General features: G+C 56.3%; 18 protein-coding genes and 1 tRNA gene. 10 read left to right on the top strand and 9 right to left on the bottom strand.

Annotation, left to right across the window (positions count from 1 at the left end):
* The first annotated feature begins 3 nt into the window (after positions 1 to 3).
* Positions 4 to 1,008, top strand: coding sequence for a YhcG family protein (locus J3350_RS10510; protein ID WP_207686575.1), 1,005 nt, complete (start codon positions 4 to 6; stop codon positions 1,006 to 1,008).
* 57 nt (positions 1,009 to 1,065) lie between these two features.
* Positions 1,066 to 1,392: a dATP/dGTP pyrophosphohydrolase domain-containing protein gene (locus J3350_RS10515; RefSeq protein ID WP_207686576.1), complete on the top strand. Its 327-nt coding sequence runs from the start codon at positions 1,066 to 1,068 to the stop codon at positions 1,390 to 1,392.
* A 66-nt stretch (positions 1,393 to 1,458) separates the two neighbouring features.
* Here the strand turns inward: J3350_RS10515 and J3350_RS10520 are convergent, their stop codons facing one another.
* Positions 1,459 to 3,894 (bottom strand): GH36-type glycosyl hydrolase domain-containing protein, encoded by a 2,436-nt coding sequence (locus J3350_RS10520; protein WP_207686577.1) that lies wholly within the window; start codon positions 3,892 to 3,894, stop codon positions 1,459 to 1,461.
* 589 nt (positions 3,895 to 4,483) lie between these two features.
* Between J3350_RS10520 and J3350_RS10525 the strand changes: the two genes are divergently transcribed.
* The 8 genes from J3350_RS10525 to J3350_RS10560 all read left to right on the top strand — a co-directional run bounded on the left by J3350_RS10525 (position 4,484) and on the right by J3350_RS10560 (position 14,381).
* The gene (locus J3350_RS10525; RefSeq protein ID WP_097791384.1) at positions 4,484 to 5,500 is read left to right on the top strand and encodes a LacI family DNA-binding transcriptional regulator; all 1,017 of its coding nucleotides are present in this window, start codon (positions 4,484 to 4,486) and stop codon (positions 5,498 to 5,500) included.
* Between the two features lie 84 nt (positions 5,501 to 5,584).
* Entirely contained in the window at positions 5,585 to 7,027 is a 1,443-nt protein-coding gene (locus J3350_RS10530; protein WP_097791383.1) for a twin-arginine translocation signal domain-containing protein, read from the top strand.
* A 100-nt stretch (positions 7,028 to 7,127) separates the two neighbouring features.
* Entirely contained in the window at positions 7,128 to 8,084 is a 957-nt protein-coding gene (locus J3350_RS10535) for a carbohydrate ABC transporter permease (RefSeq protein ID WP_207686578.1), read from the top strand.
* Positions 8,084 to 8,950 carry a carbohydrate ABC transporter permease gene (locus J3350_RS10540; RefSeq protein ID WP_207686579.1) on the top strand — a complete coding sequence of 289 codons (867 nt, stop codon included), beginning with the start codon at positions 8,084 to 8,086 and terminating at the stop codon, positions 8,948 to 8,950. The genes J3350_RS10535 and J3350_RS10540 overlap by 1 nt, the downstream gene beginning before the upstream one ends.
* Positions 8,951 to 9,745: 795 nt before the next feature.
* Positions 9,746 to 11,131, top strand: a complete 1,386-nt coding sequence (locus J3350_RS10545) for a sodium:alanine symporter family protein (RefSeq protein WP_207686580.1) — start codon at positions 9,746 to 9,748, stop codon at positions 11,129 to 11,131.
* A gap of 188 nt (positions 11,132 to 11,319) precedes the next feature.
* Positions 11,320 to 11,405, top strand: a tRNA-Tyr gene (locus J3350_RS10550).
* A 414-nt stretch (positions 11,406 to 11,819) separates the two neighbouring features.
* A complete protein-coding gene (locus J3350_RS10555) occupies positions 11,820 to 13,721 on the top strand; it encodes a flavocytochrome c (protein ID WP_207686581.1) in 1,902 nt (633 codons plus the stop codon).
* A 144-nt stretch (positions 13,722 to 13,865) separates the two neighbouring features.
* Positions 13,866 to 14,381: a methylated-DNA--[protein]-cysteine S-methyltransferase gene (locus J3350_RS10560; protein WP_207686582.1), complete on the top strand. Its 516-nt coding sequence runs from the start codon at positions 13,866 to 13,868 to the stop codon at positions 14,379 to 14,381.
* Positions 14,382 to 14,738: 357 nt separating this feature from the next.
* On the opposite strand, the gene J3350_RS10565 is transcribed toward J3350_RS10560, so the two are convergent.
* From J3350_RS10565 to J3350_RS10600, 8 genes are all read right to left on the bottom strand, one after another.
* Positions 14,739 to 16,301 (bottom strand): recombinase family protein, encoded by a 1,563-nt coding sequence (locus J3350_RS10565; RefSeq protein ID WP_242700253.1) that lies wholly within the window; start codon positions 16,299 to 16,301, stop codon positions 14,739 to 14,741.
* Positions 16,302 to 16,540: 239 nt separating this feature from the next.
* Positions 16,541 to 18,268 (bottom strand): ABC transporter ATP-binding protein, encoded by a 1,728-nt coding sequence (locus J3350_RS10570; protein ID WP_005927528.1) that lies wholly within the window; start codon positions 18,266 to 18,268, stop codon positions 16,541 to 16,543.
* 3 nt (positions 18,269 to 18,271) lie between these two features.
* Positions 18,272 to 20,041 (bottom strand): ABC transporter ATP-binding protein, encoded by a 1,770-nt coding sequence (locus J3350_RS10575; protein WP_179859046.1) that lies wholly within the window; start codon positions 20,039 to 20,041, stop codon positions 18,272 to 18,274.
* 74 nt (positions 20,042 to 20,115) lie between these two features.
* Complete coding sequence (locus J3350_RS10580) at positions 20,116 to 20,730, bottom strand: hypothetical protein (RefSeq protein ID WP_005927524.1); 615 nt, start codon at positions 20,728 to 20,730, stop codon at positions 20,116 to 20,118.
* A gap of 268 nt (positions 20,731 to 20,998) precedes the next feature.
* On the bottom strand, positions 20,999 to 21,955 hold the full coding sequence (locus J3350_RS10585) for an AraC family transcriptional regulator (RefSeq protein WP_005927522.1): 957 nt from the start codon (positions 21,953 to 21,955) through the stop codon (positions 20,999 to 21,001).
* A 51-nt stretch (positions 21,956 to 22,006) separates the two neighbouring features.
* Entirely contained in the window at positions 22,007 to 22,246 is a 240-nt protein-coding gene (locus tag J3350_RS10590; RefSeq protein ID WP_005927518.1) for an alpha/beta fold hydrolase, read from the bottom strand.
* A 174-nt stretch (positions 22,247 to 22,420) separates the two neighbouring features.
* Complete coding sequence (locus J3350_RS10595; RefSeq protein ID WP_005927511.1) at positions 22,421 to 23,020, bottom strand: L-2-amino-thiazoline-4-carboxylic acid hydrolase; 600 nt, start codon at positions 23,018 to 23,020, stop codon at positions 22,421 to 22,423.
* Positions 23,017 to 23,532: L-2-amino-thiazoline-4-carboxylic acid hydrolase (locus tag J3350_RS10600; protein WP_207686583.1), on the bottom strand; the 516-nt coding region annotated here is incomplete at its 5' end. The genes J3350_RS10600 and J3350_RS10595, both read right to left, overlap by 4 nt.

Below are 23,532 nucleotides of genomic sequence, written 5' to 3' on the forward strand. Positions count from 1 at the left end.
TCTATGAAGGAATCTATTGTTCCTGCGGCTGGGCAGTTTGATGAAGTAATCCAAATCATTCAAACTTCGCATGACCGCGCATTGAAAGCCGTCAATGCAGAAATGATACGGATGTATTGGAGTGTAGGGAAATATCTCTCTGAACTTTGTGCAACAGCAAGTTTTGGTGATAAAGTAATTGATGAGGTAGCGGCTTACATTGCCCAACATAACCCTGGAGTAAAAGGGTTCAACCGTCGTGGGTTGTATCGAATGAAGCAGTTCTACGAACTTTACAAGGATGATGAATTTGTGTCACCACTGGTGACACAAGTCAGCTGGACGAATCATCTGCTGATTATGTCTGGTTCCAAATCCGCAGAAGAACGGCATTTTTATCTTTCTCTTTGTGTAAAAGAACATTATTCAAAACGCGAATTGGAACGTCAAATGGACAGTGCGTACTATGAGCGATCCATGCTGTCCTCTAAAAAATTGCCGCCGCAATCGGTTCCGCAAAGTATTCGCAGCAGCATTTTGGATACCTATATTTTGGAGTTTTTGGATTTGCCGGAAGATTTCTCTGAAAATAACCTGCGAAAAGCGATTACGCACAATCTCAAACAGGTGATCCTGGAATTTGGAAAGGACTTTACTTTTATTGGAGAAGAATATCGTGTGCAAGTCGGCGGACAGGATTTTTATATTGATTTGTTGTTCTATAATAGGGCGCTGTCCTGCCTTGTTCCCATTGAGTTAAAAATCGGAAAATTTAAGCCGGAACATATTGGTCAAATCAACTTTTATCTGGAAGCTCTTGACCGTACCGTGAAAAAACCAAATGAAAATCCCAGTGTAGGTGTTGTTCTCTGTGCAAGTAAAGACGATGCTGTGGTAGAGTACGCATTAAGCCGCAGTATGTCTCCAACGTTGGTTTCTGATTATAAACTTTGTCTGCCGGATAAAGAAGCTTTGCAGGCAAAGCTTCGTGAAGTGACAGATATTGCGTTAGAACAGGCTGATAAGTAAACGGTTTACCTGACACTGGGTGAAACGAGAAGTGTGATTGAATTTACGGAGGAGCGAATGGGCGATTTTACGGTAGAAGAAATGCTTGCAATGCAGCAGGCCCTACAGGAAAAATACAAAGACAAGTGGGAGCTGATCGGCCCGGAAGCGGGCAAACATAAACTATTATGGATGCTCGGTGAAGTCGGAGAGGTCATCGACATTATTAAAAAGAACGGGGACAAAACTGCTGTTGAGGATGCAGCGATACGGCAGCATCTTGTGGAAGAAATGGCGGATGTGCTCATGTATTACAACGATGTCCTGCTGTGTTATGGAATCAGCGAGCGGGAACTGAAAGAAGCGTATACCGCCAAGTTTGAAAAGAATATGACGCGCTGGTAAGGAAGCGCAAAAAACCCCCGGCCAGAGAGGTTCGTCTCTCTGGCCGGGGGTTTGTCTATCCAAAACTTATCCCATGACCACCGTGACTTCCACGGTCTCGCCAGCTTTGGCGATGGGGAGCACATTGCCGGGGATGGGAGAACCGTTGACGGTGACGCGCTTCACGCCCTTCTGCACGGCATCGGGGTTCTCGACCCGGATGTGGTACACGGCCCCGCGGTAGCGGCGGGTGACGGTGAAGCCGGGCAGTGTGTGAGGGATGCAGGGGTCGATCTTCAGGCCGTCCAGCGTGGGCTGCACACCGAGGATGTACTGGCTGACATTGAAGAAGGTCCAGGCGGCGGTGCCGGTCAGCCAGCTGTTCTTTGCCTCGCCGAAGGTCGAGGCGTCGATGCCGGCGACCATCTGGCTGTAGACATACGGCTCGGTGCGGTGGATCTCGGAGATGTCCTCGATGTAGGCGGGGCAGGTCTTCTTGTAGACCTCAAAGGCGCGGTCGCCGTGGCCAAGCACGGTCTCGGCGCAGCTGATCCACGGATTGTTGTGGCAGAAGATACCGGCGTTCTCCTTGTATCCCGGAGGGTAGCTGGAGATCTCGCCGAGGTTGAGGCGGTAGGTGGTGTAGGCGGGCTGGAGCAGAACGACGCCGTACCGGGTGTCGAGTCGCTCTTCCACGCTCCTCAGCGCCTGCTCGGCCTGACCGGTCGTTTTGCCGATGCCTGCCATGACGCACATGCCCTGCGGCTCAATGAAGATCTGGCCCTCGTCGCATTCCTTGCTGCCGATGGGCTGGCCGAAGGCATCGTAGGCGCGGCGGAACCAGGCACCGTCCCAGCCGGCGGTCAGAGCGGCCTGCTCGACTTCCGCAATGGCGGCACGGGCCTCGGCGGCCTCCTCCGGGAGGCTGCGGTGGTCGCACAGGTCGGCGTACTCGTTGCCGTACTTGACGAACATGCCCGCGATGAAAACGCTTTCGGCCACCGGGCCTTCGCTGGGGCCGGTGATCTGGAAGCTCTCGCCGGGGTGCTCGGAGAAGCAGTTCAGGTTCAGGCAGTCGTTCCAGTCGGCGCGGCCGATGAGGGGCAGGCCGTGAGGGCCGAGGTGGGTGCGGGTGAAGCGGAAGCTGCGGCGCAGATGCTCCATGAGGGGCTGTGCCTTGCTCGCATCGTTGTCAAAGGCGACGGACTCGTCCAGAATGGACCAGTCGCCGGTCTCGCGGAGATAGGCGGCGGTGCCTGCGATGAGCCAGAGCGGGTCATCGTTGAAGCCGGTGCCAACATCGCGGTTGCCCTTTTTGGTCAGGGGCTGATACTGGTGGTAGGCGCTGCCATCCTCGAACTGGGTGGCGGCGATGTCCAGAATGCGGCCGCGGGCGCGCTCCGGGATCATGTGGACGAAGCCCAGCAGGTCCTGGCAGCTGTCGCGGAAGCCCATCCCGCGGCCAATGCCGCTTTCGTAGTAGCTGGCCGAGCGGCTCATATTGAAGGTGACCATGCACTGGTACTGGTGCCACAGGTTGACCATCCGGTCCAGCTTCTCGTCGCCGGAGTGCAATTGCAGGGTGGAGAGCAGCTTGTCCCAGTGGTCGGCCAGCGCCCTGCGGGCTTCGTCCACCTGAGCGTCGGTGGCGTAGCGGGCCATCATGGCCTCGGCGCGGGTCTTGTTGATGACGCCGGGGGCGGTGAACTTTTCGTCCAAGGGATTCTCGATGTAGCCCAGACCGAAGAGGATGGTCCGGGTCTCCCTGGCTTCCAGGGTCAGGTGGAAGTGGTGGGCACCGACCGGAGCCCAGCCGTGGGCGATGCTGTTGGAGCAGCGGCCCGCCTTGACGGCTTCCGGCTCGGCGGGGCCACCGTATACGCCGCAGAAGGCGTCGCGGGCGGTGTCGAAGCTGGTGACCGGGGTGTTGGCCCAGAACACCGCGTAGTGGTCGCGGCGCTCGCGGTACTCGGTCTTGTGGTAGATGGCGCTGCCCACGACCTCCACTTCGCCGGTGGAGAAGTTGCGCTGGAAGTTGGAGCTGTCGTCCATGGCGTCCCACAGGCAGAACTCCACGTAGCTGAACACATCCAGCGTGCGGGGGGCATCGGTCTTGTTTTCCAGCGTCAGGCGGTCGATCTCGCAGGCGTCGCCGCGCGGGACGAACAGCTCCTGCTGGGCGCGGATGCCGTTCTTCTCACCGGTCAGGATGGTGTAGCCCAGACCGTGGCGGCAGCTGTAAGCGTCCAGCTCGGTCTTGGTGGGCTGCCAGCCGGGGTTCCAGATCGTGCCGCCGTCGTTGATGTAGATGCGGTGGCCGTCCATATCCAGCGGAGAGTTGTTGTAGCGGTAACGGGTGATGCGGCGCAGCCGCGCATCCCGGTAAAAGCTGTAGCCGCCGCCGGTGTTGGACACCAGACTGAAGAAATCCTCGCTGCCCAGATAATTGATCCAGGGCAGGGGCGTGCGGGGCGTGTCGATCACGTATTCCCGATGCACATCATCAAAATGTCCGAATTTCATACGATCAGTTCCTCCTTTGCAAAAACAGGAAACGCGCTGCAACCATCAGAAAAGCGAAAACGATTAAGAACGCGCTGCAAGAAAAGAGAGAACGATTACGTTGCTTTAAGGATAACCGATTCCACAGCGAAATTCAAGTGGTTTTATGAAATATACAACGTACCGGACAGGAAGCAGATTTCGGCGGAATTGTAAGGATTTTGTAATGATTTTGAAGAGAGAACGAACTTTTTTTATGCGAAGCAGGCGGGGTGGGGAAGCGCTGCGCCTTCTGGAACCGGTCAACAGGCTCCAAACTGGGAAAGAAAATCCCCATTCTAAAGTAATAATAAGATCCTGCCAGAATGCCCCCGCTGATACGAAAGCAGGAAGCGAAAAAATATTCGAAAATGAGCGAAAGGGAGCGAAAATGGAGCAAATTGCATAATTTGATTCGCCGAAAATCGAACAAACCGCCAAAATCATGGCAATCGACACAAAAGAATTTCGTTTGCGCTTGATTTTTGGTGCGAAATGCGTTATATTGAAGTTGCGAAAACGATTTAGGATTCGTTCAGAACCAATCGGTTCCTGAGAGGAGGACGACGAAATGTCATCCCTGAAAGATCTGGCGCAGGAATGCGGGGTCTCGGTGGCCACGGTGAGCAAGGCGCTCAACGGCCAGTCGGATATCTCCGAAGCCACCCGCACCCGTGTTCGGGAGGCGGCTCGCCGGATGGGCTATGTTCCCAATATGGCAGCCCGCTCCATGAAGACCAACCGTACTTATAACATCGGCGTCCTGTTCGTGGACGAACGGCAGAGCGGCCTGGCACACGAATACTTCTCCGCTGTGCTGGACAGCTTCAAAGTCCGGGTCGAGCAGCTGGGCTACGATATCACCTTTATCAACCGGAACCTCGGCGGCAAGACGATGACCTATCTGGAGCACTGCCACTACCGCGGGGTGGACGGAGCCGTGATCGCCTGTGTGGATTTCACAGACCCGCAGGTGATCGAGCTGGTGAACAGCGATGTGCCGGTCGTCACGATCGACCACGTGTTCAACAACCGGATGGCAGTCCTTTCGGACAACGTGGCCGGCCTTTCGGCGCTGGTCCGCACGGCATACAGCCAGGGCCACCGCCGCATCGCTTTCATCCATGGTGAGCGGACCGCCGTTACCGAGAACCGTCTGGCGGGCTTCTACAAGAGCTGCGATGAGCTGGGGCTGGAAGTTCCGGATGTGTATGTGCGGGAGGGCATCTATCACGACGCCGCCCGCTGCGCACAGGAAACGAAAGCCCTGCTGGCGCTTCCGCAGCGGCCCACCTGCATCCTCTTCCCCGATGACTTCTCTGCCATGGGCGGCTACAATGCCATCGCGGAGGCGGGGCTGAGCATTCCGGAGGACATCTCCGTGATGGGCTACGACGGCATCTATCTCTCCCGCGTCATGAAGCCGCAGCTGGCGACCTACCAGCAGAACACCATGATGCTGGGGCGCACCGCCGCAGACAAGCTGGTGCAGATGATCGAGCACCCGCGTGTGACACTGGCCGAGCAGCTGCTCGTGACCGGCAAGCTGCTGGAAGGCGACTCCGTCGGCCGACCGGCCCAAACGTAGTTCCTCGGCTCCGGGCGGACCGGAGCTTTGATAAAACAAATCGGATTTCGTTTGCATGAGAACCATTGAAGGAGGTTTTCTACTATGAGAAAGATTTCGCGTCGTAATTTCCTGGTCGCTTCTGGTGCAGTCGCCATCACCGCAGCGCTTTCTGCATGCGGCGGCAGTTCTTCCACTGCCAGCTCGACCGCAGCCTCCTCTGCAGCCGCTTCTTCTGCCGCAGCCGGACCTGCCGCACAGGGCAAGGTTCTGAACATCTGGTGCTGGAACGACGAATTCCAGAGCCGCTTCAACGATTATTACCCCGAAGTCTCCGCCATCGCATCGGATAAGTCCACCACCACCCTGAAGGATGGTACGACCGTGAAGTGGACCATCAATGCCAACGAGAACAACAACTATCAGAACAAGCTGGACGAGGCCCTGCTGAGCCAGGACTCCGCAGCCGATGATGATAAGATCGATATCTTCCTGATCGAGGCCGACTACGCGCTGAAGTATGTCGATTCCGATTACGTTCTGGATGTCAAGAAGGACATCGGCCTGACCGACGCCGACCTGGCCGGTCAGTATCAGTACACCAAGGACATCGTCACCGTCGATGGCAGCCAGCGCGGCACCACCTGGCAGGCAACACCGGGCCTGTTCGCATACCGCCGCAGCATCGCAAAGGATGTTCTGGGCACCGATGATCCTACCGAAGTCCAGACCTACCTGTCCGATTGGGACAAGTTCAACGACGTCGCCGCACAGGCATCCGCCAAGGGCTACAAGATGCTGTCCGGCTTCGATGACGCATACCGCACCTTCTCCAACAACGTGGCAGCGCCCTGGGTCACCGGCACCACCGTCACCGTTGATGAGAACATCATGAAGTGGGTTGATCAGACCAAGGAGTACACCGACAAGGGCTACAACAACAAGTCCAGCCTGTGGGACAGCCAGTGGGCCTCCGACCAGGGCCCCAACGGCAAGGTCTTCGGCTTCTTCTACTCCACCTGGGGCATCAACTTCACCCTGCTGGGCAACTCTCTGGAGACGCCTACTTCTGAGGGCGGCAAGGAAGAGGTCGGCAACGGCATCTACGGTGACTACGCAGTCTGCGAAGGCCCTCAGCCGTATTACTGGGGCGGTACCTGGATCTGCGGCGCAGCCGGCAGCGACAACCTCGACACCATCAAGGATGTCATGCAGAAGCTGACCTGCGATGAAGCCATCATGAAGCAGATCACCCTGGATACCCAGGACTACACCAACAACGAAAAGGCCATGGAAGAAATCGCCAGCAGTGATTACAAGTCCGACTTCCTGGGCGGCCAGAACCACATCGCGCTGTTCGCAGAGGCAGCCAAGAAGATCGACATGTCCAACGCCGGCCCGTATGACCAGGGCCTGAACGAGAGCTTCCAGAACGCCTTCAAGGATTACTTCACCGGCAACGTGGATGAAGATACCGCAAAGGCAAACTTCGAGACCGCCATCAAGGAGAAGTATCCGGAGCTGACCGACGTTGTCTGGCCCGCATAAGGCAGACGCACTCGCACACAACTGAGATCAGGGGGGCGGGCCGGGCGCAGTGCCCCGCCCGCTCCCTTTTTTCCTGAAACACCCGTCAGGAGGCAGTCACATGGGAGAGAAAACAAAAAAGAAAGGGTCGATCAGCTACGCGAAATGGGGCTACATCTTCATCGCACCGTTCTTTCTCATTTTCGCGGTATTCCAGCTGATCCCCCTGGCATCCACCATCTATTACAGCTTCTTTGAATATTACCGCAGCGGTCTGAAGATCATCGGGCCCAACTTCGTGGGCTTGAAAAACTACGCGACCCTGTTTGCAACAGACCTGCCCAAATATTTCAGCAACACTCTGCTGCTCTGGATCATCGGCTTCATCCCGCAGATCGCCATCTCCCTGCTGCTGGCGGCCTGGTTCACCGACCTGCGCCTCAGGCTGAAGGGCCAGACCTTCTTCAAGACGGTCATCTACATGCCCAACCTGATCATGGCATCGGCGTTCGCCATGCTGTTCTTCGCCCTCTTCTCGGACAACGGCCCCGTCAATGCGGCGCTGATGGGCATGGGCATCCTCAAGCAGCCGTTCAGCTTCCTGAACACGGTCTGGGGCAACCGCGGTCTGATCGGCCTGATGAACTTCCTGATGTGGTTCGGCAACACCACCATCATGCTGATGGCCGCCATCATGGGCGTGGACCCCACCCTGTATGAGGCCGCCGAGCTGGATGGCTGCACCCCGAACCAGATGTTCTGGAAGATCACCATCCCGCTCATCCGCCCCATCCTCGTTTACGTCATGATCACCTCGATGATCGGCGGCTTGCAGATGTTCGATGTGCCGCAGATCCTGACCAACGGCAAGGGCGGCCCGGACCGCACCTCCACCACCATGATCATGTACCTGAACAACCACCTGTTCAGCAAGAACTACGGCATGGCAGGCGCGGTGTCTGTGGTGCTGTTCCTCGTCTGCGCTGTGCTCTGCGTCGTCGTTTACATGAGCCTGACTAGGGAAGACGATGGCCGCAGCAAGGCAGAGCGCAAGGCTCTGAAAGGAGGAAAGAAGTAATGGCTCACACTGCATTGACAAAGTCGGAAAAAGCCACACTGGCGGCCCGCCGCACCGGGTGCTACATCGCGCTGGTGCTCATCAGCTTTCTGTGCCTGTTCTTCTTCTATGTGCTGGTCATCAACTCCACCCGCACCCACTTTGAGATCCAGAAAGGCTTTTCGCTGCTCCCCGGCAAATCCCTGATGACCAACCTGACAAACGTGCTGAACGACGCGAATATCCCGGTGCTGACCGGTGTGCGGAACAGCCTGATCGTCTCGGCCTGCTCGGCTGCGCTCAGCGTCTACTTCTCGGCCCTGACGGCTTACGGCATTTATGCCTACAACTTCCGGTTCAAGAAGGCGGCGTTCGCCATCATCCTGCTCATCATGACCATGCCGACGCAGGTGTCGGCTCTGGGCTTTTTGCAGCTCATCACCAAGATGGGCCTGAAGAACTCGTTCCTCCCGCTCATCATCCCCAGCATCGCAGCGCCTGCCGTCTTCTTCTTCATGAAGCAGTACCTTGACGCCAGCCTGCCGATGGAGATCGTGGAGGCGGCCCGCATCGACGGAGCTGGAGAGTTCTATACCTTCAATAAGATCGTGCTTCCCATCATGAAGCCCGCGCTGGCGGTGCAGGCCATCTTCGCTTTCGTGTCCAGCTGGAACAACTATTTCATCCCCGCTCTGGTCCTGGATACCGCCGATAAGAAGACCCTGCCCATCCTGATCGCACAGCTGCGCAGTGCAGACTTCCTGAAGTTTGATATGGGCAAGGTGTACATGATGGTCGCCATCGCCATCCTGCCCGTGATTGTCGTCTACCTGCTGCTCTCGAAGTTCATCGTCCGCGGCGTAGCACTGGGCGGCGTGAAGGGCTAAAATTTCGACCGCTGCCAGCGGCAGAAACAGGGAGAAATTTTTGGCGCAGCGGTCTGCAAGACGCGAGGCCCGCTCAAGGGCCGAAGCGGATGCAGGGCACCGCAAGAGGGCGCTGCTTCCGCTTCCCGCACGAGAGACCAAACGAGCATTCGCCACTCTCTATTATGCGTCGCAGGACAAACGATTCGTGCAACGCGAGGCCCGCTCAAGGGCCGAAGCGGATGCAGGGCACCGCAAGAGGGCGCTGCTTCCGCTTCCCGCACGAGAGACCAAACGAGCATTCGCCACTCTCTATTATGCGTCGCAGGACAAACGATTCGTGCAACGCGAGGCCCGCTCAAGGGCCGAAGCGGATGCAGGGCACCGCAAGAGGGCGCTGCTTCCGCTTCCCGCACGAGAGACCAAACGAGCATTCGCCACTCTCTATTATGCGTCGCAGGACAAACGAATCGTGCAACGCGAGGCCCGCTCAAGGGCCGAAGCGGATGCAGGGCACCGCAAGAGGGCACTGCTTCCGCTTCCCGCACGAAAGCCCCAAACGAGCATTCGCCATTCTCTATTATGCGTCGCATGGCAAACGAATCGTGCAGCACGAGCCCCATCCCCCTGTGATCGGCAATGCAGCACGGCTGCACGCAAACGAATTACGACCGTTCCTGATTCTCCTTCCATATTATAACAGCAGACAGCCCGGAGACGACCTGCTCCGGGCTGTCTGCTGTTTTTTCCGATTTACAAAACTGAACTGAACCAGTATAATAAAGTACGAAGTATAAAACACAGGAGGAGACCCAGTTGATTCATTTGATTGAAACGGTCTACCGTTTTCTCTGGGGCGATTTGTTTGTGCTGCCCATTGCGGGCGGCGTGGGGATCTCGCTGATGGTGGTGCTGCTGCTCACGGCGGGGGTGTTCTTCACCCTGCGGACGCGTCTGCTGCCGGTGCGGCTGTTCCGGGATATGATCTCGGCCGTCTGCGAGAAAAACCAGAGCAGAGACAGCCTTTCGTCGTTCCAGACCCTCATCGTTTCCACGGCCACCCGCGTGGGCATGGGAAATCTGGTGGGCGTTGTGGCGGCGGTGTCTGCCGGTGGCGCGGGCGCAGTGTTCTGGATGTGGGTCACGGCCTTGCTTGGCGCGTCCACCGCGTTTGTGGAATCCACCCTGGCCCAGAAGTACCGACAGCCCGATCCGCTCTACGGCGGCCAGCGCGGCGGCCCGGCCTATTATATCCACATGTGGGCGGAGCGGAAGCGGAAGAAATCGCTGCGGCGCTCGGTGGTCGCGGTGCTGTTCGCGCTGTCGGGCCTCATCTGCTGGTGCGGCATCAGCCAGGTCATCAGCAACTCGGTGAGCTCGGCGTTCAAGAATGCGTTCCACATCCCGCCCATTGCAACGACGGTGGCACTGGTGATGCTGGCGGCAGTCATCGTGCTGCGCAAGAACGCCACCGTGAAAAGCCTGGACGTCATCGTGCCGGTGATGGCGGTCTGCTATTTTGTGATGACGCTCTATGTCATCGCGACCAATATCACCCACCTCCCGGCGGTGCTGGGCAGCATCTTTTCGGAAGCCTTCGGCCTGCGGCAGGTGGCGGCGGGCGGCTTTGGCGCCGTTCTGATGAACGGCATCAAGCGCGGCCTGTTCTCCAACGAGGCGGGCAGCGGCTCGGCACCCTGCGCGGCCGCAGCTGCCGAATGCGATGACCCGGTCAAGATGGGACTGGTCCAGGCGCTGGGCGTCCTCATTGATACGATCGTCATTTGCAGCTGCACGGCCTTCGTCATGCTGCTGGCCCCGGAATCTGTCACGGCGGGCCTGACCGGCATGGACCTCTTGCAGGCGGCGGTGCAGTACCATCTGGGCAGCTTCGGCGTCATCTTCATCGCTGTGACGCTGGCGCTGTTCAGCTTTTCTACCTTCATCGGTATCCTGTTCTACGCCCGCTCCAATGTGGCGTATCTCTTCGGGGACCGCTGGCTCTGGCAGACCCTTTATAAGGTATTGGCGCTGGGGATGCTGCTGGTGGGCGGTGTGCAGGCCTACACGGTCGTGTGGGACCTTGGCGATGTGGGCATCGGCCTGATGACCATCTTCAACCTCATCGCGCTCTATCCGCTTTCCGGCGAGGCCATTGAGGCTCTCCGGGACTATGAGCACCGGAAGCATCTGGAACACTGAGCAGGGGAGACGCCCCGCTCCATGAATCGTTAGCAAAACGGCGCAGCCGAAGCGGAGGATTTCCGCCAAGCTGCGCCGTTTTTTTGCGCTCAAAAAAAGAAGCTGAAAAAATGCGAAAAAACGGTTGACAAATCCGCTTTTGTCTGCTAAAATAAACAAGTCGTCCGGCAAGGACGTGAACAGAATCTGGGCGTGTTCCCGAGTGGCCAATGGGGACAGACTGTAAATCTGCTGCTTTTCAGCTTCGGTGGTTCGAATCCACCCGCGCCCACCAAGAGATCCAGTATCCGAACCGGGTACTGGATTTTCTGTTTTGTAGACTTTTCTCAGGGCTGGGCGGGTGGATTCGAACAGCTGCGGCGCTGTCGCAGAAGACAGCGCAAAAACAGCCCGGTGGGCTGTTTTTAGCAGCGCGGCTCGCGACATCCACCCGCGCCCACCCATCTGACAGCTCTCGTGTGAAAACACACAGGGGCTGTTTTATTTTTGTCTGCGCAGGGGTGCAACACATCCTCGAAGTTGAGAAAAACGGAGCATTTGTCACAAACTTATCACAAAAAGGTTACAAACCGACTTTTTCCACTCAAAAAGATTGTGAAACGATTGTTTATCTGGTATCATATCGGGGTGGCTGGCAAGTTGTGCCGGTCTGCGAGAAGAAATGAATCAAGATCAAGGAGAAGTACCCATGAAGAAAAAGAACGTTCTGGCTTCGCTGCTCCTGGCAGGTGCGATGTTCCTGACCGCATGCGGCGGCAGCGCATCCTCCACCAGCGCAGCAGGCGGCGTGTCCGGCAGCTTTACCGGTACGGCCAAGGGTATGGGCGAGGTGTCCGTCACCCTGACCCTGACGGACAACGTCATTACCGACTGCACCGCTAAGGGCGACGAGGAGACCTCCGGCATCGGCTCGGTGGTCATTGAGCAGTTCCCCGGCGAAGTCGTGGAAGGCAACACCATCAACCTCGACAGCATCAGTGGTGCGACCATCACCTCCAATGCGTTCGTGGAGGCTGCCAAGGCCGCACTGACCGAGGCCGGCCTGAACCCCGACGATTACATGGCCAAGGCAGACAAGACCGCCAACGGCGAGACCGTCAGCTATGATGCCGACGTCGTCGTCATCGGTGCAGGCGGCGCAGGCATGACCGCCGCCATGACCGCTGCCGATGCAGGCCAGAAGGTCGTCATCCTGGAGAGCCAGGCCATGGTGGGCGGCAACTCTGCCCGCGCCACCGGCGGCATGAATGCAGCCAAGACCGTCTATCAGGACGAGAACGAGTTCGATCAGGCTGCCGGTGTGGAAAAGACGCTGGCAACGGCTGCTGAAAAGTATGCCGACAATGAGACCATCACCGCACTGGCCAAGACCGTTTCCGAGCAGTGGGCTGCCTATCAGGCCAACCCCACCGGCTACTTCGACAGCGTGGAGCTGATGGAGCTGGACACCATGGTCGGCGGCAAGGGCATCAATGACCCGGAGCTGGTCAAGACCCTGTGCGAAGGCACGGCAGACGCCATCGACTGGCTGGATGAGAACGGCATCACCCTGCACAACGTCTCCAGCTTCGGCGGTGCATCCGTCAAGCGCATCCATCGCCCGGTCAACGAAGAGGGCAAGGTCGTCTCCGTGGGCGCTTACATGATCCCGCTGCTGCAGGAGAACTGCGAGAAGCGCGGCATCGACATCGTGCTGAACACCACCGTGGATACCATCCTGACCGATGCCAACGGCGCAGCCGTGGGCGTTTCCGGTACCGATAAGGACGGCAACACCGTCGTCGTCAACGCTAAGAGCGTCATTCTGGCCACTGGCGGTTTCGGTGCCAACCTCGATATGGTCACCCAGTACAAGCCCGAACTGGCAGGCTTTATGACCACCAATGCCGCTGGCGCACAGGGCCAGGGCATTGAGATGGCGACTGCCATCGGCGCAGGCACCGTGGATATGGACCAGATCCAGATCCACCCCACCGTTGAGGCCAACACCGCCGCCCTCATCACCGAGGGTCTGCGCGGTGACGGCGCGATCCTCGTCAACGCCAACGGCGAGCGCTTCATTGATGAAGTCGGCACCCGCGACGTGGTCTCCGCTGCCGAGATCGCACAGCCGGGCAGCTACAGCTGGCTGATCGTCGATCAGGCCATGGCCGATGCTTCCAGCGTCATCCAGGGCTACATCAAGAAGGGCTACACCAAGACCGGTGCGACCTACGAGGAGCTGGCCAAGGAGCTGGACGTTGATCCTGCTACCTTCGCCAACACCATGGAGACCTGGAACGGCTATGTTGAGGCCAAGAACGACCCCGACTTTGGCCGCACCAGCTTTGCAAACCCGCTGAACAATGGCCCCTACTATGCCATTAAGGTCACTGCCGGTGTCCACCACACCATGGGCGGCGTGACCATCAACAGCGCCACCGAAGTGCTGAAGGAAGACGGCACCGTCATTCCCGGCCTGTTCGCAGCCGGTGAAGTGACGGGCGGCGTCCACGGTGCAAACCGTCTGGGCGGCACCGCCGTGGCCGACTTTGTGGTCTTTGGCCGCATCGCCGGTGAGAGCGCAGCCAACTACGCAAGCGCACAGTAAAACCGAATAAAAGGCCGGGAGGCCGCCTCTGTCGAACGACTGGGGCGGCCTCCCGTTTTTTGTTGGGAAAATTCCCTTCCCACTGCGGGGAAAAGCATGGTATAATCAGGGTATCAAAAAGAGAATCGGCAAGAGGTATCCGCTATGATGTACACACTGCATTACGATTCCCCGCTGGGCGGCATTCTGCTGGCAGCAGATGATGTGGGCCTGACAGGGCTTTGGTTCGACGGCAAACCGTATTTTGCCGAGGGTCTGGACCCGGACCACACGGCGCAAAAAACGCCCATCCTGCAGCAGGCAGAGCGCTGGCTGAAGGTCTATTTCAGCGGCCGGGAGCCGGGTTTCACCCCGCCGCTCCATCCCATGGGGTCGCCTTTCCGGCAGGCAGTGTGGGAGCTGCTGCTGCAGATCCCCTATGGCCAGACCACGACCTACGGTGCGCTGGCAAAGCAGCTGGCGGAAAAGCAGGGGAGGCTCCGCATGTCTGCACAGGCAGTGGGCGGTGCCGTCGGGCACAATCGGATCGCGATCCTTATCCCGTGTCACCGGGTCGTCGGAACGAACGGCAGCCTGACCGGCTATGCGGGCGGCATCGACAAAAAGGAAAAACTGCTGCGGATGGAACACGTCAACATGGAGCAGTTCTTTGTGCCGTAACCGGGGGAAAAGGCTGCGATGCCATCCACTTGGGAGTTGGATGACTGCCGCATCCGGCATCCGGGCAAGTAAGTGCAGGCAGGGCCGTGCTGTTCAAGTCCTCTGATCCGCATAGAAGAGCGCAAGGAAAAAACAAATCAGCGGCAGTCCTCCCGGTAGACATTCCTACGGGTCCAGGAACCGCGCACTAACAAAAGCCCCACTGGGTTGATTGCTTGCGGCACTGTGCGGCAGGGCCTTGCGGGTTGCGTTTGCTGATTTTTCCGCAGCCCCTTGACGGGGCTTTGAAAAAGCAGAACGCGGCCCCAACAACTCCTCCCTGTTTCTGCCGCAGGCAGCGGTCGTCGTTGTTGCTGTTCAAGTCCTCTTATCCGCATAGCAGAGCGTTTCCAAAAGGACGGACGCAAAAGAAAAACGACAGCCTTTTTGAAAGCTGTCGTTTAAGAGTGCAGTAAAGCAATCCAAATCCGAACCATTTCCCTTTGATGCGGCTTCTGCCGCTTCTCCAAAAGTCACGGTCTGTGTTCCTTCTTTATAGTTGAAGGTTATCAAAACCTTATCATCGTACAGATAAATCGCATTGATGAAGGTATCCACCAGCGCCTGCCGCTGGTCTTTCAGGCTCATGTCCAGTTTACGGAACCGCAGCAGCCAGAACCGGATGAACTCCTCCGTGACCTTGGGCTTTGCCAGCTTCTCTTCTGCAATGCGGGCTTCAAGCTCACGCTTGGTTTCTTCCAGCTGCTCCAGCCGCTCCTTGGTGGAGCTGGTCAGGATACCGGCCTGAATCGCATTGAGCATATTCTGGATACCAGATTCAGCATCCCGAAGCTGTTTCTCATAGAGGGGAATGTTGGTGTTCTCCTTGTTTTGCAGTTCCATCACCTTGGCGATGATAGATTCCATGGCGGCATCGTCTTTGACAAGCTGCATCGTCTGGTTGACCACCAGATCTTCCAGCCACTGTTTACGGACGGTCTTTTTCTTGCAGCCCTTGTGCTTTTTGGCAGTGGCACATTTATAGTAGCGGTGGACTTCACCCGTCCGGCTCGTGCCGCTTTCGCCAAACATCAACGCCCCACAGTAGCCGCAGAACAGCTTGGTGGTGAGCAGGTAGTCATCCTCTGCCTTTCTACGGGCAGGGGCTTTCTTGTTTTTGGCGATTTTCTCCTGCACATCCTCAAACAGTTCCAGCGGAATGATGGGCGGGATAGCATCCGGTACGACCACATCCCGGAATTTCAGTTCTCCGATGTACCGCCGGTTTTTGAGCATATGTTCGACGCTGTTATAGGTAAACGCACCGCCCACCGGGTTCTTGATGCCGTTTTCGTTCAGCCAGTCCCGGATCTCCTTCATGGTGGAGCCTTCATTGTACTTCTTGAACGATTCCAGCACAAAAGGCGAGGTGAGAGGGTCAATATGGAACTTCCGTTCCGAATCCAGCGTGTAACCAAAGGTTCCACGACCACCGTTGCAGCGTCCTTTCAGGATGTTCTCGGTCTGTCCACGCACGACCTTCTCGGCAAGGTCAGCGGAATAATACTCGGCATAACCTTCCAGCACCGATTCCAGAATGATGCCCTCCGGCCCCTCGGAGATGATCTCGGTGGCAGACATGAGCTTGACACCATTCTTCTTCAGCTGGGTCTTGTACCGGGCACTGTCGTAGCGGTTCCGGGCAAAACGGTCAAGCTTCCAGACCAGCACAATGTCAAACAGCTTTTTGTCGCTGTCTTTTATCATCTGCTGAAACTCCGGGCGGTTGTCCGTTTTGGCAGAGATGGCACGGTCAATGTAGTGCTTGACGATGGTGATGCCATTCTTTTCCGCATAGGCAGTGCATTCACGAATCTGGCCTTCAATGGATTCTTCGCGCTGGTTATCCGATGAATAGCGGGCATAGATCACGGCGGTCATGGCAAGCACCTCTCTTTTATGCATCAATGGACGGTAGAGTGTTCATTTCAAAGCAATGTTTCGTATAATGTATATACCATACTTTTCATCCTATTGCAATAGGTTTATAGAATGTCATTTTTCCTGAATGTCATTTTTATGATGGACTCCTGTACAAATTTCGGCTGAACGGTATTCAAAAAGGATGTTCTATCCCATGACAGAGCATCCTTTTGAAACAGCTTTCTCTTATTATAGCTTTAAATCGTCCAATTCTGACTTGCTGATTGCAAATCAACCATGTGCGCATACAATCCGTTCCGAGCATAAAGCTCATCCGGTCTGCCTTGCTCCGCTACGATGCCATCCTTCAGCACAACAACCTTGTCTGCACCTGCCACGGTACGCATCCGGTGAGCGATGATGAGAACGGTCTTGTTTTTGATGAGGCGGGACAGAGCCTCCTGAATCGCCGTTTCGTTCTCAACATCCAGACTTGCGGTGGCCTCGTCCAGCAGAATGATGGGCGCATCCTTCAGAAAAGCACGGGCGATGGAAATGCGCTGACGCTCACCGCCGGAAAGAGCGCAGCCATTCTCGCCGATATTGGTGTTCCACTTGTCCGGCAGCTTCTCGGCAAATTCCTCGCAGTTTGCCAGCTTTGCCGCCGTAAGGACCTCCTCGTCGGTGGCACCTTTGCGCCCCAGACGGATGTTTTCGAGGATTGTGTTGTCAAACAGGGTCACATCCTGAAAGACGATGGAATACAGGCTCATGAGTTTTTCCGGGTCGATTCGGGAGACATCCATGCCGCCCACGGTGATACTGCCCTTCTGGTAATCCCAGAACCGTGCTGCCAGCCGGGAAACAGTGGTCTTGCCGCTGCCGGAGGGGCCCACCAGCGCCGTAACCTCCCCCTGCTTTGCGGTAAAGGAGACATCCCGCAGCACCGCTTCACCGGAGTCATAGGCAAAGCCCACATGGTCGAACACGATATCGCAGCCCTGATTGGTCAGCTGCTCGCTGCCGGTCTGCAGGGGAGCGTCCAGAATCTCATTCATCCGCCCCACATTGGTACGCATGGCGATGACCGCCGCCAGATTCTGCAAAGCCCCCTGCATGGGGTCGTACATCCGGGATGCCGCCATCAGGAACAGAAACAGGGTCAGTACGTCGATGCTGCCCTGCACCAGCAGCACCGAACCGGTGAGCGCCACCGATGCAATGCCCAGCTTGAGCACCATGCCGGCGGAGGACACAAACAGCGCTGTTTCCAGCTCTGCCACAATAGACTGCTTTTCCACTGCCCGAATTTTGCCGGAAAGGCCGGACAGATACTGCTGCTCCGCATTGCTGGCTTTCAGGTCCCGGAGAGTCTCGATGTACTCCTGAATACCGTCCGCACAGGCCATTTTCGCCGCCATGGTCCTGGCCTGCACCTTATCCTGTACCCGATAGCTGCCCACCACGATGGCAGCGGATACCGGAATGACCCACAGAGCCGCCAGTGCCATCCGCCACTCAAAGGCGAACAGGCTCAGGGCAATGAGCACCGTGGAAATGAGGGAGCCGAACAGACCGGGGATGAAGTGGGAGCAGTCCTTTTCCAGTACCTCGCAGTCCGCCATGATGGTGCTTGTCAGGTCGGCAAGGTCTCGCTTGCCGAAAAATGACAGAGGCAGCTTCCGCAGCCGCTCTGCAAGGGTCAGGCGGCGGGTGCCGCTCTCTTTATAGGTGGTAAAATAGGTGCCGTTGTACTGGAACCATGTGGTCAGTAAAATCAGTGCAAAGCAGGCAACGCATCCCAGCAGATAAAAGGTACTTCTCTCACTCGTAGAGCCTGCCAGCAGGTCTTTTACCAGAAGATACAGCAGCCCGGTGGGCAGCATGAACGCCATGTTCTGGAACGCACAGGCCAGAACGCCCTTTACAAGCCCCTTTGCGCCCTCCGGGGAGCTGGCTGTGGCGTGTTGAATTTTTTCGATCATTCCTTACCCCTCCTTTGCGACCTTCCACTGCACCGAGGCCTGATAGTCCTGCCACATCCGGGCAAACAGGCCGTTCTGCGCGCACAGTTCGTCCTTTGTGCCGGATTCCACAATCTGCCCATCCTGCACCACATAGATGCAGTCGGCGTTGGCTACGGTGGACAGACGGTGTGCGATCATCAGCACGGTTTTGCCCTTGGCAAGCTGAGCAAAGGCTGCCTGCACCTTTGCTTCATTGTCCGGGTCGGCAAAAGCGGTGGCCTCGTCAAGCAGCAGGATGGGCGCATTTTTCAGCATGGCGCGGGCAATGGCAATGCGCTGCTGCTCGCCGCCGGACAGATACACGCCTTTTGTGCCAATGACGGTATGGATGCCCTCCGGGAACTTTTCCACGATATCCATGCACTGTGCAGCTTTCAGCGCCGCCAGCACCTCGGCTTCGGTGGCCTGCGCTCTGCCCAGCCGGACGTTGTCCAGAATGCTGCCCTTGAGCAGGCGGCTGTTCTGGAACACAAAGGAGATGGTGTCCATCAACTCTTCCTTGGGGATGTCCCGCACATCCGCTCCGCCCACCCGGACGCTGCCGCTCTGCACATCAAAGAACCGGCAAATCAGGTTTGCCAGTGTGGATTTGCCGCCGCCGGAGGGGCCAACGAAAGCCACCATCTGACCCGGCTGAATTTTCAGCGAAACGCCCTTGATAACATCCGTTTTGCCATCATAGCTGAAATGCACATCCTTCAGGGACACAGAGGCATCTTTCGGATGCCGCGGATGATCGTTTTCTGGCACAGGTTCCGCATCCAGAACCGAATCCACACGAGCCAACGCATCTGCCACAACGAGTTCATTTTCGCTCATGTACATGATGCGGGTCAGGGTCAGGGAGATTACCGGGGTAATGATGATGTAGAACAGCAGGTTCAGCAGAAATTCCGAAGTCACACCGTTCCGGGTGAACAGAAGCCCACCTACAATCAAGAAAGCAAACACACCGTTGATTGCGGCAGTATAGAGCATCATCGGCATCCGCAGCTCTTTGGTGTAGGCAATGACCCACTTTTCGTACTCATCAATGGTCGCTTTGAATTTTTTGAACGAAAAGACGGATTGCCCGAAGGTCTTGACTACCGGGATGCCGCGGACATACTCCACGGCCTCGTTAGACATTGATTCCAACGCATTACCGTATTGCCGCATTTTGTCTGCCATCCGCCTTCCTGTCATGGCGGACATGATGACGAAGCCCAGTGCCACCGGAACGAGACTCAGCAGACCCAGCCGCCAGTCGAACACAAGCAAAAGAACCAACAGACCTATGGGTGTTGCCATTGCATTATATTTGTCCGGCAGCTGATGGGCGAGAAATGTCTCCGCTGCGCCAGTACTCTCGTGGATGATCTTGCGCAGCTTACCGCTGCCAAACGTCTCCGTAAAGCCCAGCGGCAGTGTGGCAAGGTGTTCGGAAACCTCCAGCCGCAGATTGGTCGCCACCCGGAACGCCGACAGATGGGAGCACATCAGTGCCGCAATGTAAATGAGGTAAGCCAGCACCGCAAACAGCACTGCCATCCAGCCGTAATGGGGGATGTTCACCGCCTGCGCATAGTCCGGCGCGGCGTTCAACACATCCCGCAGGATCTTCCAGATGTACACAAAAGGCACCAGCGCCACCAGCGCACTGACCGCAGACAGCACCCACGAAGCGTAGGTGAAATATCGGTAGTTCCCGGCGTAGCCCATCAGCCGGGAAAGATCGGACTGTTTTTTCACGGAAAGACCTCCTTCAAATCAGATTGCGGCAAAAATGTGCTGTGGTATTTCAACTCCACAGCACATTCTGCGTTTTAACCCGCCAGATTTTCGGTGCAGAACAGCTCAATGCAGTTGTCGATCATCGTCTGGTCACAGTCGGTGGAAATGCCGGAGGCCAGCCAGTAAGCATATTCGCCTGTATCGTACTGGCTCAGAGCTTCTGCATCCGAACCATAGCGAAACTCAATATGGTAAGTTTCCGCACTGGTGTCCGGCGCAAGGAAGAAGTAGGTGAACTCGCCGGAATCGGCATCATCGCTTTGAAACTCATACAGCCCACGCACAGGCTCCATGCCAATATAGTGATAGGTATGGGAGAACAGCACATTGCCGTCCTTATCGGTGCCGGAAATGGTAGAAGTTTCACCATCGAAGGTCAAGATCGCAAGGCTATTGGTAAAGCCGCAGAAATAGGCTCCGCCGCCGTTGGCATACGCTTTGACTGCATCTTCGCCGTAAACATCACCTGTCACCATAGAGGACAGCTTCTCAAAAGCAGCTTCGGCATTGTCCTCGCCCACGAGAGCGGTACAATCATCCAGCCATGTCTGCTTATATTCGTCCGCCAGAATCACCGGCCACAGTTCCTGATAGCTGCCCGTTAGGTCGTTCAGCAACTGTGCAGCGGCAGCTTCGTTTTCATCCACAGCAGAAGAGGCGGTCTCTTCTACGGAAGAAACAGTGCTTTCTGCGGCAGAACTTGCAGAAACGGGAACAGAGCTCGCCGTGCCGCTGCTGCAGCCAACCAGAAGAGAAGCAGACAGAGCTAGCACAGCAGCTGCACTCAGAATTCTTTTCATCAAACGCATTATCAATTTCCTCCACAAAATCAGAATATCGGCGTTAGTTTCAACTAATCGCGATACTGATTTTACTGGAACCGGACTTTCTGCGCAAGAACCAAATCGACAGAATCTATCCAATCGGACGCATCTTCCGATACTCCGTAGGCGTCATGCCGGCTGCTTCCCGAAATGCAGAAGAAAACTTATTCGGATTTTCGTACCCGACCCGATGGGCGATTTCAGCAACCGTGCAATCGGTTTCGAGTAGTAGCTTCTGTGCCAGCTGCAGCCGGTACTCTTTCTGATACGCATAGACCGAGCTTCCGTAAATGCCTTTGAAACAGCTTTTTAATGCCGTAGGCGAAAGGCCGACCTCCTGTGCAAGCTGTTCGATTGTACGGCGAACTGTCAGTTCCTGCGTGAGAAGAGCCGCAGCCTGCTTCACACACTCCACCTGATGCTGATTGAAATACTCTGTCTGCTGCACATCTTCCCTGTTTTTCAGCCGGGTCAGAATATGCAGCAACTCCAGCACTTTCAGCCGAAGATAGCCAGTGTCCGGCACAGAATGCGCTGTGTAAAGCTCTGAAAAAATATGGGCAATGGTCGGTTCTGACCGCAGGATACAGCAGCGGTTTTCCGTGCAGATGTACCGCCGTATGACATCAAGGTCTACGCCGTACCATTCCATTTGTTTCCGCATTTCCGGCGAAATCGCATCCAGATCCAGTAGGATGGTGATGCCGTGGTAGTGCCGCAGCGGAAAGCAGGAGGACGACTTTTTGCGCGCCGCTGCACACACCGCAAAATCCCCTGCTGCCAGATAGCAGCAGCTATTTGCCCCAAAACTGCACTCGTAACGCCCCACGCGGCAGTGGTTGATCTCAATGACATTCCGCATTGGTGCCGTGGCTTCCTCAAAGAATGCAAGGTGCATATCGTTATAATACAGCTCTGCACCCAAAAACAGTGGACAGATAATCATACTCCCAGTTCCTGTCTCATTGGAAAATTTCACGGTGTGAGGCATTTCAGTCGAGGTCGTTTCTTCTATGGAAAGATCAAAAAGTGATTTATGCATAGCCATTCTCTTTTCCTGAAGATTCGCTTTTTCTTACTGATTCGCAGACGTGAACTGTCAAATTCCATTTCTCTGCAAAAATGTTTCCATCAAATCAAGATACCGTTCCGCCTGAACGATAAAGCCCACATGACCGCCCGGAACTGTGCGGATCTCCGCATCCAGTTTCCGGAACAGATCTGCGAACCGTTTCTGATCTTCCTTTTTGAAAATGTCATTTTCCGGGAGGAGGATCAGTATCCTCCCCCGCAGATATTCAAAATCATTTGCTTGGAAAGGCGGGTAATCCTTCAGCATATATACACACCGGAAGCTATGGATGCACTTTCTGCAAAAAACACAGACAATTCAGCAATCGCTGTCAGCCTGCGAGGTGCGCAGAGTGCTTTTTCTCATACACCGCAGCCGCGATGCACCAGCAGATAAAACGCTTTGTTTCTTCTTTCTTCATTTTCTTCGCTTCCTGTGCATCTATTTTATGGTTTTCATGCAAAAATCGCAGTGGTCATTTCCGCGCCCTAGCGTCATGCTTCTCTCCCAGATCAGCTTCGGATGCAGCCCGGTATAGCTGATGTCATCACTGTCACAAAAGCAGCGGCACAGCTCCGGGCAGCCGTATTCTGCGCAGGTGTCGTGATAGGGACACTTCATCATATCCACACGCCAGACGCCGTTACCGGTCTGCAGTTCTTTTGGGGCAAAGCCCGCCGCCGGGCCGAAAACGCTCCGGGTGGATTTGACGAAAACGCCGGGAACAAGGCGGTAAAGCCCCGGTATGTGCAGCAGGGCGGCAAGCTGTTTGTGGCTCGTTCTCGCCAAGTGCTCCACATAGCCGTGAACGGTTTGCAGTGCCTCCTCTTTCGGCATGACCCGCTGCAAGGTCTCGTAGGCCGAAATGCCCGGCAATATCTGCCGCTTGAGGTGATATTGCTTTTCCTTGCTTGCACCCGCATTTTCAGCCAGCAACGCACTCAGGCGTATATCGAAAGCGGTGTTCAGTTCCTTTGCCCGCGCGGGAAAGCGCAGTGCCACAGTCTCCCGGAAATCACGGGAGAGATAGGTTTCCTTCATCGTCCTGCCTCCGTTCCAGCTTTCACGAAGCCCTTCTTTTTATACCCGCAGTCGCAGTATGGGCCGCCGGAGGCGAGAGTGTACTGCCGCACAAAGTTCGTCGCAGCGCCCGCTTCGCTCATGGTGTAGTCCAGATGGCACAGGGCAGGGGTCAGATCGTACAGACCCAGTTCCTTCATCAGCACACAGATGCCGCACTTGGTAAAGCGTCCTTCATAGCCGCTGCCGTCAGGGTATTCGTAAAATTCCATGTTCCACGAGTAGGGGTTGCGGTCGGCGGCTTTCAGAGCAGCGGTGGCCTTCATGGCGGCAATATCCTTTGGGGTAAACTTGCTTTTTCCGCTCTTGCGGCAGAACCACTGCATGGGCTTTGTCATCATGGACTTTGCGTAGTAATCCGTCAGCCTGTCCACCTCCGGACGTTGCGGCATGGAGAGGATGAACGCGCCGAGCATTGCGCAGTTGACGATGTTCATCTTGAAGCGGTCCGCTTTTTCAAACTCCGGTAGCCT

Origin of the sequence: Faecalibacterium sp. Marseille-Q3530 (assembly GCF_017377625.1) — a bacterium.
GTDB lineage: Bacteria > Bacillota > Clostridia > Oscillospirales > Ruminococcaceae > Faecalibacterium > Faecalibacterium prausnitzii_E.